Source organism: Qipengyuania intermedia (assembly GCF_019711615.1).
GTDB lineage: Bacteria > Pseudomonadota > Alphaproteobacteria > Sphingomonadales > Sphingomonadaceae > Qipengyuania > Qipengyuania intermedia.
Window position 1 is genome coordinate 189499 of the sequence record NZ_JAIGNS010000002.1, and the last position, 12316, is coordinate 201814.

Here is a 12316-nt window from a genome sequence, read left to right on the forward strand (position 1 = left end):
CGGAGATAACCGTGCGTTCAGCCGGGGTTGAGGGTCGCCATGCAAAATTGCGGCATCTATGAGGCACGGCTTGCCGCATGAGGGAATTTTCGACGGATGGATAAACGAGGCAGCCGGCGCAAGAAGGCAACGCGCGCAGAGCGGGCGAAACGTGCCGAGGCCGATGGCCGCAATCCGCCGAGCAGGTTCTGGCGCTGGACCAAGCGGCTGTTCCTGTGGGGCGCCGTCGCCGCAGTCCTCGGCGCGATATTCCTCGCCATCGCGGTCGGCTTTGCCGCGCGATCGCTGCCGAGCTACTACCAGCTGAAGGCGACCCAGAACGCGCAGACTATCGTCGTGCGTGCCCGCGACGGCACGGAAATTGTCGAGCTCGGGCCCAGCTACGGCAAGTGGCTGTCGTCCGACGAAATTCCGCAGGTGATGAAGGATGCGATGATTTCGGTCGAGGACCGGCGCTTCTATTCGCATCCCGGCGTCGACCCGTACGGCCTGACCCGTGCCGTCTATGTCTGGGCGACCGGGCAGAACCGGCTGGGCGCGACCTCGACCATAACGCAGCAGCTGGCGCGCAACGTCTTCCTGAATTCCAACCGCACGGTCGACCGCAAGCTGCGCGAAGCCGTCCTTGCCATGGCGCTGGAATGGAAGTTTTCGAAGGACCAGATCCTCGAGCTATACCTCAACAAGGTCTATTTTGGCGGCGGCGCCTATGGCATCGATTCAGCGAGCCGGAAGTTCTTCAGCCACCCCGCAAGCGAATTGTCGGTGGCCGAGGCCGCAATCATCGCCGGTCTCGTCAAGGCACCCAGCCGCTATTCGCCCACCGCCGATGTCGATGCGGCAGTCGGCCGCGCGAGCGTGGTGCTGCGCCTCATGCGCGAACAGGGCCGCATTACCGCGGACCAGGCCCGCGTGGATGTCTCGGCAGTCAATCTGAAGGAAGAGGTGGGCCAGAACTCGGTCCGCTACTTTACCGACTGGGCGCTTCCGCAGCTCGACCTGCTGCTCCCGGAAACCTTCGAGCCGATCGAGGTCTGGACCACGCTCGACGTCGGGATGCAGCGCGCTGCCACTGCCGCCGTTCAAGCAAACGTACCAGAAGGCAGCCAGGGCGCGCTTGTAAGCCTCGACCGCGACGGGGCTATCCTCGCGCTGGTGGGCGGCACCGATTATGTCGAGACCAATTACAACCGCGCCACCAATGCGCTGCGCCAGCCGGGATCGAGCTGGAAGCTGTTCGTCTATCTTGCCGCCTTGGAGGCAGGCTACACGCCCGACGACCGGGTGGTGGATACGCCGGTAAAAATCGGCGACTGGAGCCCGCGCAATTCCAACGGCCGCAATATCGGCGAGACAGACTTGCGTACCGCCTTCGCCTATTCGGTGAACACGGTGGCGGCACAACTCGGCAACGAAGTCGGCTTTGGCTCGGTTGCATCGATGGCGCGCCGTTTCGGGATCACCACGCCGATCAACACCTATCCCGCCATGGTGCTCGGATCGAACGAAGTGCGTCTCATCGACATGACGCGTGCTTTCGCGGCCATTTCGGCAAAGGGCGCCTCGGTCGAACCCTATGGCATCGTCAAGGTAACGACGGCGGACGGCGAAACGCTTTACGAACACAAGCCTGCCCGCAGTTCGCAGCTCGTGCCCGACCATGTGGCCGCCGGGATCACCGATCTCCTGCAGGCAGCGGTCCAGACCGGTACCGGGCGTGCTGCCCAGATCGGGCGGCCCGTGGCAGGCAAGACCGGCACGACCAGTTCCAACAAGGACGGCTATTTCGTCGGCTTCTCCTCCGGCATCACGACCGGGGTCTGGATGGGCCGGGACGACAACCGCCGCGTAGGAGGCTTGCAGGGTGGCCGGGCACCCGCTCAGGCGTTCTCCGCCTATATGCGCTATGCCGTGAAGGATCGCCCGGTCGAGGAATTCGACACCGACCTCAAGCTGCCCGACTGGCAGATCGAGGAGGATGACGAATACTTCTTCGGCGATCCGGACGACTATTATTACATCGACGAGCAGGGCAATCTGATCGAGCCGGGACGGCAACCCGGCGGGCCGGAGGGGCAGCTACCCTTCCCGGTAGATGGCGAAGGCATGCCTCAGCAGCAACCGCAGATGCAGCCCCAGCCGCGCCCGCAGCCCACCGACCCGACGCGCCCGCCCTTGCGTGAGCAACCGGCCACCGGTCGCGGTGCGGACGGCGCTCCGCAGGCGATCGGGGACGACTTTCTCGACCGGGCAACGGGCCGGAACCAGCCGCGCCAGCAAAGCGACAGGCCGCGCCAGTAGCGGCGTAGGTCGTCGGGCAAGAAAAAAGCCCTCCCGGCGCGAACCGGGAGGGCCTTTTCTGTGGCTGCGTCCTCGGCCTTAGCGGCTGAGGCGGACAGCCACATATTGGGCCGGACGACCGCGACGCTGGACGCGCAGGAGAACGGCTTCGCGATTTTCTGCCTGTGCCGTGCGGACCGCGCCTTCCAGATCGGCGACGGTGGTGACCGCACGATAGTTCGCGCTCAGGATGATATCGCCGCGCTGCAGGCCCTTGCGGGCCGCATCGGAGTTCTGGTTGACGGCGGCAATGACGAGACCGTCCGTGTCCGCACCTGCACCAAGCTGGCGGGCGATCTGCGGCGTGATTTCGAGCACCTGGAGACCCAGGCGGTCTTCGATGATCTCGCTGTCGGCAGGGCCCATGTCTTCTTCGGGCTCGGCGTCCGGATCGAACATCTGGCTCTGGCGAAGTTCCTCTTCGCTGGGGCGCTTGCCGACCGTCACGTTGAGACGGCGACGTTCACCCTCGCGGAAGATTTCGAGCGGAATTGTCGTGCCCGGCGCGATATTCGCGACGAGATAGGACAGCGTCTGGTCGGGCGTCACTGCGCGGTTGTTGACCGACAGGACGATATCGCCCGGTTCCAGTCCGGCCTCCTCGGCAGGCTGGCCGGGCTGGACCGACTGTACGAATTCGCCGCGATTGCGCTGCAGGCCGAGCGATGCGGCCACGTCTTCGGTGACCGGCTGGATCTGGATGCCCAGATACCCGCGCTCGATCTCCACGCCTTCACGAAGCTTCGCGACGATGGGGGCTGCGGTCTCTGCCGGGATTGCGAAACCGATCCCCACGCTGCCGCCCGACGGCGAATAGATGGCGTTGTTGATGCCGATGACATTGCCCTGCATGTCGAACAGCGGACCGCCCGAGTTGCCGCGATTGATGGCGGCATCGGTCTGGATGTAGCGGTCGTATGCGCCCGCGCCGGTGTTGCGCAGCACGCTCGAGACGATGCCGCTCGTCACGGTTCCGCCAAGGCCGAAGGGGTTGCCGATGGCGACCACCCAGTCACCCACGCGGGCCTGGCTGGAATCGCCGAAGCGAACGAAGGGGAAATCTTCGCGGCGGCTTACCTTAAGGACGGCGAGGTCCGACTGCGCATCGGTGCCGACCAGTTCGGCTTCGTATTCGCTGCCATCGGGCAGGGTCACGGTGATCTCTTCCACCGTGCCGCGGCCCGAGGGGCTGACGACGTGGTTGTTGGTGACGACATAACCGTCTGCCGAAATGAAGAAGCCCGAACCCAGCGACTGGCCTTCACGGTATTGCGGTTCGCGTTCCTGGCCCCCGTTGCGGCGGTTGAACAGGTCTTCGAAGGGAGTGCCGGCGAAAGGATTGCCGTTGTTCGTCGGCACCTCGATCCGCTGGCGGGTCGAAATGTTGACCACGGCGGGCTGCAATTGCTCGGTCAGGTCGGCAAAGCTTGCGGGCGCTCCGGCACGCGGCACGACGTTGGACATGCGCATGTCGTCGTTCTGGGCGACCTGGGCACCTGCGGGATAGCCTGCGAGCGAAAGGGCTGCGCCTCCGGCAAGCAGGGCGGCGGTTACGGAATAGGCATATCGCACTGGCTTCACGTCCTTCATTTCCTCTTCGATATTATCTGCGCGCGGCACGCATCTCTTCTATGCGGTCCCGCGCCTGCGGTTCCGGAAAGAAGAGAGTGCAAAGGGGCGCTGAATGCCCCTTGAACGCCGCACGGGCGGTTCGACGAACGGTCAACGCCGTCCGCGGAACTGCCTCAGATACTCATTGTCCGGCGACAGGATGATGCTGCTTTCCGCATCGCCGTTCTCGGGTGCGAAGGTGGCATCATAGCTCTGCATGGCGCGGTAGAAGTCGTAGAACTGCGCATCCTTGCCGAAGGCTTCGGCGTAGATCCGCGCGCTTTCGGCGTCCGCTTCGGCGCGGATGATCCGTGCATCGCGGCCACCCTGTGCACGAATGGTGCGCGCTTCACGTTCGCGGTCCGACTCCATGCGGCGGAATGCCGACTGCAGCGGCGCGTCCGGCAGGTCGGTCCGGGTGATCTTCACGTCCACTACCTCGGCACCGTACTGGCGTGCCTGCCGATCAAGATTGGCGGTCACATTCTCCAGCGCACTGCCGCGCTCTGCGGTCAGCATGGACTGGAAGGTGCGGCGACCGAGTTCCTGACGCAGGACCGAGTTGAGGATCGGCTCGAGCGCGTTGCGCACCCCGTCGGTCGATCCTGCGCGTTCGACCATGGTCACCGGGTCGGTGATGCGGAAGCGCGCATAGGCATTGACGAGCAGGCGCTGCTGGTCGTTCGACAACACTTCCTCGTCGCTCATTTCGAGGTCGAGCAGGCGCTTCTCGATGCGTACGACGCGGTCGATGAAAGGTACACGAAAGTAAAGGCCCGCGCCGGTGTTGCCATTGGGCGTATTGACCACGCCGACTGGCTCACCGGTCCGGACGATGACGACCTGTTCTTCTTCGGGCACGACATAGGCACTCATCATGAGGCCGACGAGTACGAGGCCGAGGACGACGAGGGTCGCCTTATGATCTTCCCAGATGCGTTGCATGTTCACGGCCATGTTACTGGCCCTCCTGCGCGGTGACAGTTGTGGTCGGGTTGGCCTGCTGGGCACGACGCCTCAGTTCGGGCAGCGGCAGGTAGGTCTGCACCCCGCCGGTTTCGACCACGGTCTTGTCGGTCTTCGACAACACGCGCTCCATGGTTTCGTAATAGAGACGCTGGCGCGTCACTTCGGGGGCGAGGCGATACTGTTCGTAGACCTTGTCGAAGGCCTCCGCCTCACCTTCTGCCTGCGCCAGCACCTGCTGCGCGTAACCGCGCGCCTGGTTGCGCGCCGCGTCGGCGTTCTGTTCGGCGACCTGCACGTCGCGGAAGGCGTCGACGACTTCTGCGGGCGGGTCGGCCTTTTCGATTTCGACACCGAGTACGCGGACGCCCGCTTCATAGCTGTCCAGCGTGCGCTGCATCCGCTCACGCACGTCCAGTTCGATGGCGGCACGGCCCTGGCCCGAGAAGGTCTCGTCCAGTTCCTTTTCCGCAACCGCAGCACGCATGGCGGCTTCGGCGACTTCGTTCACGGTCTCGACCGGATCGACCAGTTCGAACTTGTAGTCTTCCAGGTTCTTGATGTTCCAGCGCACGATGAAGCTGAGATCGACCAGGTTCTGGTCGCCGGTGAGGATCAGTTTCACCTGCTGGCTGCCTTCGGGAACACGCACGACGCGGACGCCCTGCACGTCTTCCACGTCGACAGTCTCGATCGGGAAGGGGGCCGAGAAATTGAGGCCCGGCTCCATCGATCGGGTATAATTCCCCAGTGTCTTCACCACCGCTGCCTGCTGCGGGCCGATCAGGTGGACGCTGGTTGCCAGCAGGCCCAGCACGATGATCGCCACCACGGCGACCGGGAACCAGCTCTTGCCGCCGGGGCGTTGAGGCATGCGGAAATTGGGGCCGCCGGGACCGCCGGTGCGGCGCGGGCCTTCGGGGCCGCGGCTCTTGAAGATGTCTTCTATATTGGGACCGCGACGGTCGCCGTCGCTGCCTCCGCTGCCTGGCGGGAGCCACGGGTTCTTCGGCCCGTTCGACTTGCCGCCCTTGGGCGCATCGCCATCACCGTCTCCGGAAGATCCGCCCTTGGATCCCCAGGGATTCTTGCCACCAGCCATTGCGAGGCCGATCCTTTTTCCAAACCCGTCCATAATTCTCATAAATGTCTTATAGGTAGCCTTTGCGGGAAAAACAGGGGTTGCGGCCTGTAATTCGATGCTACAGCAGCCACCAGCATGGCGACGAGCGATTTAACCGACAACCTGCCCCCTGAATTTGCCGACCGCGTGAGCGGTGCGACACTGAAGGAAGGGCGCGCGACACTGGTGCTGGATGCCGCAGGGCTGGGTGAAGAACAGCGCGCTGCGCTGGAGCGCGACATCACCCAGCGCCTGACCGCGCGCGACGATGTAGACGAAGTGCGCGTCGTCATGACGGCAGAACGTAGCGGACCGCTGCTGATCGCAGTCGGATCAGGGAAGGGCGGCGTGGGCAAATCCACGCTGACGGCGAACCTCGCCATCGCGCTGGCCCGTCGCGGCATGAAGGTCGGGCTGGTCGATGCCGATATATACGGTCCGTCGCAGCAGGTGATTTTCGGGACAGCCGATGCCAAGCCCGAAGCACGCGACAACAAGCTGGTGCCGGTGGAAAGCCGCTTCGACATCCCGATGCTCTCCATGGGGCACCTCGTACAGCCAGGCCGGGCAATCGCATGGCGCGGGCCAATGGTCGGCAATGCCCTGTCGCAGATGATCGACGCACATTGGGGCGACCGCGAGGTCATCCTCATCGACCTGCCGCCGGGCACGGGCGATGTGCAGCTGACCATGCTCCAGAAATACAAGCCGGCCGGCGCCGTACTGATTTCGACACCGCAGGATCTTGCGCTGATCGACGCCGCGCGCGCCGGGCAGCTGTTCGAGGCAGCCGGAGTGCCGGTCATCGGGCTGGTGGAGAACATGGCGGGATATGCCTGCCCCCATTGCGGCGAAGTGTCCGATCCCTTCGGTGCAGGCGGCGTGGAAGCTGCTGCGGAGAGGCTGGAACTGCCGTTCCTCGGGCGTATACCGCTCGACCTTGCAATCAGGCAGGGCAGCGACGCGGGCGATCCTCCCGCTGCCGGGGACACCGAGCTGGCAGCACCATTCAACGCAATCGCCGACAGGTTGGCCGGATGGATTTCCGCGAGAAGCTGATTTCCGCCAAGGACCGGGTAAAGCTGCCCGATGTCTCCCGCCGCCAACTGCTGGTCGGCGGCGCGGCGGCGGGCGGCCTGTTGCTCGCCTGGACACTTTGGCCGCGCGATTACGCAACTACGCTGGTTCCGGGCGCGAATGAGGCCGACTTCGGCGGATGGCTTACGATCGGGCGCGACGGGGTGGTGACGGTCGCTATCCCGCAGCTCGAAATGGGTCAGGGCATCACGACGCTACTTGCCCAGGTCGCTGCCGTAGAACTCGGCGCGGACTGGCGCCAGGTAGGGGCAGAGCCGGTCATGCCTTCGGGCCTATTCCCGAACCTGCCGCTGGCCGCGGACTGGGCACCTTTGTGGGCGAACTTCCCCTCGCTGGCCGATACGCCCGACGCCTGGCTGGTCGACCGCTTCGCTTCCGCGCAGGCCTTCAATGCGACCGTCGCCGGCACCAGTCTTGCCGCCTACGAAATGCCCCTGCGCATCGCTGCCGCCAGCGCACGTGACATGCTGGTGCGCGCCGCTGCCGAGCGCTGGGACGTCGTGCCCGAAGAATGCGAGGTTGCAGACGGTTTCGTACGCCACTCGACCGGCGGTGCGCTGCGGTTCGGCGAACTGGTGGACGAGGCCCGCGAACTCGATCCGCCCGATCCCGCGCCGCTGCGCCCGCAGGCTGCTTTCGAACAGCCCGTATTCGGGGAAGCGGACGCGCAGACCAGTTTCCCGCGTATCGACCTGCCTTCCAAGGTCGACGGCAGCCATTTGTTCGCAGGCGACATCCGCCTGCCCGGCATGGTCTTCGCCTCTATCCGGCACGGGCCGGTCGGCCTGCCCGAACTTTTCCGGTTCGACGCCGATGCAGCTGCCGGCATGCGCGGGCTGGTTGGGGTCGTCAAATCGAAGCGCTGGCTGGCCGCCGTCGCGGAAAGCTGGTGGATCGCGGACCAGGCGCTTTCGCGAATGCGCGCCCATTTCACCGGTCCGGGCGCGCTCGAACAGGCCGTGCTCGACACCGATCTCGAACGCGCGTCTGAGCAGCGCGAGGAACTGGCAGAGCGGATCGTGGAGGTCGGCGATCCCGACACCATGCTCGTCAACGCGGCGTTTGTCCGCCGCTATGAGATTGCGCCTGCGGTCCATGCCCCGCTCGAAACGGCGAGCGCGACTGCGCGCTTCGTCGACGGGCGGCTGGAATTGTGGATGGCCTCGCAGGTGCCCTCGCTGGCGCGCGAGGGTGCGGCAAAGGCGATCGGTATCTCGGCCGAAGACGTGGTGCTCTATCCCGTCGCCGCAGGAGGCAGTTTCGACGCGCGGCTGGAGAAACAGCATGCCATCGAAATCGCCCAGATCGCGGTGGAGATCGGCCGACCCGTCCAGCTGACATGGTCGCGGGTGCAGGACCTGCAGGCCGTACCCCCGCGCGCTCCGGCAACGGCGGACATGGCAGCTAGGACAGGCGCGGACGGCCAGCCGCTGGCATGGCGCGCACGGATCACAACCCCTCCCTTCATGCGCGAGATGGGGCACCGCCTGTTCGACAACCTCGTGCCCGAGGCGGCGCGCGCGGAAAGCAGGGGCGAGGCGGACGCGCTGGCAGTGGCCGGAGGGATGCCGCCCTACGGCATCTCGGATGTGGCGGTCGATCACGTCCCGGCCAGCATTCGCCTTCCCGTCACGCGGATGCGCGGCGGGGCGGAGGCGATGACGGCATTCTTCACCGAATGCTTCATCGACGAACTGGCGGCGGAGGCCGGACGCGATCCCTTCCTCTATCGCATGGCGTTGCTGGGCGGCGCACCGCGCATGGCGGAATGCCTGCGCCGTGCGACGAGGCTGGGCGAATGGGACGGCGCCCGATCGGGCAGCGGGCAGGGCGTTGCCATGGTCCGCATGGGCAACGATCCGCAGACGGCAGGTCATATTGCCTGCGTCGCGCAGGCCGGCATGGGTGCCGGCGGTGCGCGGGTGACAAAACTGTCGGCCACGGTCGACATCGGCCGGATCGTCAATCTCGATATTGCCCGCCAGCAGATCGAGGGTGGATTGGTCTTCGGACTTTCCTTGGCGCTCGGTTCTTCGGTCAGGTTCGAGAACGGCCACCCGGTGCCGCGTAACATGGGCGCGCTCGGCCTGCCGCGCCTTGCCGATTGCCCGGACATCGTGGTCGATTTCATTTCGAGCGATGCGGAACCCTTCGATCCGGGAGAACTTGGTGTAGCCGTGGCGGCGCCCGCCATCGCCAACGCCCTTTTTGCGGCGACCGGTCTCAGGATGCGGCGCCTCCCGTTGTTGTCAGAAGGTTTGTGAGAGGTTCGTTTTGACCTGGCAGGATCAGAAGCTTCCCCATGATCATCTCCCCGTGAAATCGGGCAAGATCGGCGTGCTGGTGGTGAACCTCGGCACCCCCGATGCGCCGGAAAAGGGGCCGGTGAAGCGCTACCTTGCCGAATTTCTGTCGGACCGCCGCGTGGTGGAAATCCCGGCGATCGCCTGGCAGCCGATCCTGCGCGGCATCATCCTCAACACGCGCCCCAAGAAGAGCGCGCATGCCTATTCGCAGGTTTGGACCGAAGAAGGCTCACCGCTCGCGGTAATCACCCGCAAGCAGGCCGAAGCGATGCAGGCGCGGCTGGGCGATGGCGTGATCGTCGACTGGGCCATGCGCTACGGCACGCCGTCGATCCCCGAGCGGATGCAGGCGCTGATGGACCAGGGCTGTGAACGCATCCTCCTGGCCCCACTCTATCCGCAATATAGCGGCGCAACGACGGCGACGGTTGTGGACAAGGCTGCGGACAAGCTGCGGGAAATGCGTTGGCAGGCGAGCTTGCGGACCCTGCCGCCCTATCACGACGATCCGGCCTATATCGATGCGCTCGCAGTGGATCTGACCCGCCAGCTGGATGCGCTCGATTTCGAGCCCGAGGTTCTCCTGCTCAGCTTTCACGGCATGCCGCAGCGCACGCTGGAACTGGGCGACCCCTATCACTGCCATTGCCACAAGACCTCGCGTCTCTTGCAGGAAAAGCTCGCCGGGACGGGCCTTCGTTTCCGCACGACGTTCCAGTCGCGTTTCGGCCCTGCCAAGTGGCTGGAGCCTGCGACGGATGCTGTTCTGGAAGAAGAAGCACAGGCCGGGACCAAGCGGCTCGCCATTGCGGCGCCGGGCTTTTCGGCCGACTGCCTCGAGACGCTGGAAGAGCTCGCAATCCAGGGCAAGGAGCAGTTTACCGGGGCGGGAGGCGAGCAATTCGCCGCCCTTTCCTGCCTCAATGCGTCGGATGCCGGGCTCGACATGCTCGAACATATCTTACGCAGGGAATTGTCGGGCTGGATTTAGGCTGCGCGATTACTTACAAGGAGGTAAGTAGTCAGGAGCAACCTAATTATGGCCACCCTCGCACCGCACCAACCGGCTGAAATCGCACCCACTCACTGGACCGAAGGCAATCCTTCGTCCGACGAACTGGCGCATATCCCGGGCGAGGGCGGCTGGCCGGTCGTCGGCAACACTTTCAAGATGCTGGCCGATCCGCACGGTTTCACGCGCCGCGCGGTCGAGAAGTACGGCCGAGTCTACAAGAACAAGGCGTTCGGCGGCTGGAATATCGCGCTGATCGGAGCGGATGCAAACGAGCTGGTGCTGTTCGATCGCCAGAAGCTGTTCAGCAGCGAACAGGGCTGGGGACCGATCCTCGACCAGCTGTTTCCGCGCGGGCTGATGCTGATGGATTTCGACCATCACCGCGTCGACCGCCGGGCGCTTTCCATCGCCTTCAAGCCCGGTCCGATGCGCCACTATTCCGGCAGCCTCAACCGCGGCATCGCGCAGCGAATGGATGAATGGGGCGCAGGCAACCTGCAGTTCTATCCGGCGATCAAGGAACTGACCCTCGACCTCGCTGCAGACAGCTTCATCGGCATCCCGTGGGGCCCGGAAGCGGACCGCATCAACGAGGCCTTCGTCTACATGGTCCAGGCCAGCGTCGCGCCGGTGCGCAAACCGCTGCCGTTCACCCTGATGCGCAAGGGCGTGAAGGGCCGCGAATTCCTGGTCGACTATTTCACGAAGGAAACCCATCGCCGCCGCGCGGAAGGGGGCGGGCAGGACATGTTCAGCCAGTTCGCCACGGCGGAATATGACGACGGCTCGCTCATGCCGGTCGATGAGGTGGTAGACCACATGAACTTCCTCATGATGGCCGCGCACGACACGATCACCTCCAGCGCGACCTCGCTCGTCTGGTTGCTGGCGAAGAACCCCGAATGGCAGGAAAAGCTGCGGCAGGAGATCGAAAGTGTGACCGGCGGGCTCGACGCTTCGGGCAAGCCGCGCGATCTTGCCTACGAGGATCTCGGCAAGCTCGAACTCACCGAAATGGCGTTCAAGGAAGCGCTGCGCATGGTGCCGCCGGTGCCCTCTACCCCGCGCCGCGCACTACGCTCGTTCGAATATGGCGGGTACCGTATCCCGGCGGGCGCGCATGTCGGGATCAATGCGCACTTCGTCCACCACGAGGAAGAGCATTGGGAAACGCCGCACGAATTCAATCCCATGCACTTCACGCCCGAAGCGGTGAAGGCGCGTCACAAATACGCATGGATTCCCTTCGGCGGTGGTGCGCACATGTGCCTGGGCCTGCACTTTGCCTATATGCAGGTGAAGGTGCTGATGGCGCAGATGCTGCCGCGCTACCGTATCGAACTGGCTGGCGGCGATCCCGACTGGCAGGCCTGGCCGATCCCCAAGCCCAAGGACGGGCTCAAGATTCGTCTGAAGGCGATTTGATCCGGCGCATTCCACGCACCGCGTAATTAAGCAGGCCTGCACCGAGAAGGGCGATGAATATCCCGGTTGCGAGCCGTTCGGAAAAGGACATCTCGCTGCCGACGTTGCCAGTGAAGGTGCCACCCTGGATGACATTCCAGCTGATCGCCAGACCGGTCAGAAGTGCCGCGCCGCCGCTTAAGCTGGCGAGGATGTAGCGAAGGTCCTGCGGCGCTTCTTGCGATTCAAGCGGATCGGGTCGGACCACTAAAAATCTATCGCGATGCCGTCCTTGACCCAGTCGCCATAGCGCGTGGGACTGAGGTCCTCGTCGACCTTGCCTTTCTCGGGCTTGGGCGGCGGTTCGCTGCTCCAGTGTTCGGGCTTCTCGAATTTCTCGGGCCGCTTGGTCGCGCGTTTGGTCATGCCTATGAAATGCGCAGGCTGGCGCAC

General features: G+C 64.6%; 10 protein-coding genes. 5 read left to right on the plus strand and 5 right to left on the minus strand.

The features are described from left to right. Positions 1 to 96 precede the first annotated feature (96 nt). Entirely contained in the window at positions 97 to 2301 is a 2205-nt protein-coding gene (locus tag K3179_RS07255; protein ID WP_221563525.1) for a transglycosylase domain-containing protein, read from the plus strand. A 78-nt stretch (positions 2302 to 2379) separates the two neighbouring features. Here K3179_RS07255 and K3179_RS07260 read toward each other — a convergent pair whose 3' ends face one another. The 3 genes from K3179_RS07260 to hflK all read right to left on the minus strand — a co-directional run bounded on the left by K3179_RS07260 (position 2380) and on the right by hflK (position 6019). Continuing rightward, a complete protein-coding gene (locus K3179_RS07260) occupies positions 2380 to 3930 on the minus strand; it encodes a Do family serine endopeptidase (protein WP_221565433.1) in 1551 nt (516 codons plus the stop codon). Positions 3931 to 4062: 132 nt separating this feature from the next. Beyond that, positions 4063 to 4896 (minus strand): protease modulator HflC, encoded by an 834-nt coding sequence (hflC, locus tag K3179_RS07265; RefSeq protein WP_221565436.1) that lies wholly within the window; start codon positions 4894 to 4896, stop codon positions 4063 to 4065. A gap of 13 nt (positions 4897 to 4909) precedes the next feature. Continuing rightward, positions 4910 to 6019 carry a protease modulator HflK gene (hflK, locus tag K3179_RS07270; protein WP_247712906.1) on the minus strand — a complete coding sequence of 370 codons (1110 nt, stop codon included), beginning with the start codon at positions 6017 to 6019 and terminating at the stop codon, positions 4910 to 4912. 312 nt (positions 6020 to 6331) lie between these two features. On the opposite strand from hflK, the gene K3179_RS07275 reads away from it, so the two are divergent. The 4 genes from K3179_RS07275 to K3179_RS07290 are packed head-to-tail and all read left to right on the plus strand — an operon-like array spanning position 6332 to position 11884. Further along, positions 6332 to 7099 carry an Mrp/NBP35 family ATP-binding protein gene (locus K3179_RS07275; protein ID WP_247712972.1) on the plus strand — a complete coding sequence of 256 codons (768 nt, stop codon included), beginning with the start codon at positions 6332 to 6334 and terminating at the stop codon, positions 7097 to 7099. After that, positions 7078 to 9402 (plus strand): xanthine dehydrogenase family protein molybdopterin-binding subunit, encoded by a 2325-nt coding sequence (locus K3179_RS07280; protein WP_221563530.1) that lies wholly within the window; start codon positions 7078 to 7080, stop codon positions 9400 to 9402. Before K3179_RS07275 ends, K3179_RS07280 begins: the two co-directional genes overlap by 22 nt. Before the next feature lie 10 nt (positions 9403 to 9412). Beyond that, positions 9413 to 10435: a ferrochelatase gene (hemH, locus tag K3179_RS07285; RefSeq protein ID WP_221563532.1), complete on the plus strand. Its 1023-nt coding sequence runs from the start codon at positions 9413 to 9415 to the stop codon at positions 10433 to 10435. A 48-nt stretch (positions 10436 to 10483) separates the two neighbouring features. Continuing rightward, positions 10484 to 11884, plus strand: coding sequence for a cytochrome P450 (locus tag K3179_RS07290; RefSeq protein ID WP_221563543.1), 1401 nt, complete (start codon positions 10484 to 10486; stop codon positions 11882 to 11884). Here K3179_RS07290 and K3179_RS07295 read toward each other — a convergent pair. Together K3179_RS07295 and K3179_RS07300 are read right to left on the minus strand one after the other, a co-directional pair. Continuing rightward, positions 11859 to 12131: a hypothetical protein gene (locus K3179_RS07295; protein ID WP_221563545.1), complete on the minus strand. Its 273-nt coding sequence runs from the start codon at positions 12129 to 12131 to the stop codon at positions 11859 to 11861. The two genes, K3179_RS07290 and K3179_RS07295, sit on opposite strands and share 26 nt — an antisense overlap. Continuing rightward, positions 12131 to 12289, minus strand: coding sequence for a DUF1674 domain-containing protein (locus K3179_RS07300; protein ID WP_221563547.1), 159 nt, complete (start codon positions 12287 to 12289; stop codon positions 12131 to 12133). Before K3179_RS07300 ends, K3179_RS07295 begins: the two co-directional genes overlap by 1 nt. Positions 12290 to 12316 lie beyond the last annotated feature (27 nt).

Bases quoted from the DNA above. Each gene is read 5' to 3' on its own strand.
- K3179_RS07290 (WP_221563543.1), top strand. From the start codon at position 10,484: ATGGCCACCCTCGCACCGCACCAACCGGCTGAAATCGCACCCACTCAC.
- hflC (WP_221565436.1), bottom strand. From the start codon at position 4,896: ATGCAACGCATCTGGGAAGATCATAAGGCGACCCTCGTCGTCCTCGGC.
- K3179_RS07275 (WP_247712972.1), top strand. From the start codon at position 6,332: ATGACGGCAGAACGTAGCGGACCGCTGCTGATCGCAGTCGGATCAGGG.
- K3179_RS07260 (WP_221565433.1), bottom strand. From the start codon at position 3,930: ATGAAGGACGTGAAGCCAGTGCGATATGCCTATTCCGTAACCGCCGCC.
- K3179_RS07300 (WP_221563547.1), bottom strand. From the start codon at position 12,289: ATGACCAAACGCGCGACCAAGCGGCCCGAGAAATTCGAGAAGCCCGAA.
- K3179_RS07255 (WP_221563525.1), top strand. From the start codon at position 97: ATGGATAAACGAGGCAGCCGGCGCAAGAAGGCAACGCGCGCAGAGCGG.
- K3179_RS07280 (WP_221563530.1), top strand. From the start codon at position 7,078: ATGGATTTCCGCGAGAAGCTGATTTCCGCCAAGGACCGGGTAAAGCTG.
- hflK (WP_247712906.1), bottom strand. From the start codon at position 6,019: ATGGCTGGTGGCAAGAATCCCTGGGGATCCAAGGGCGGATCTTCCGGA.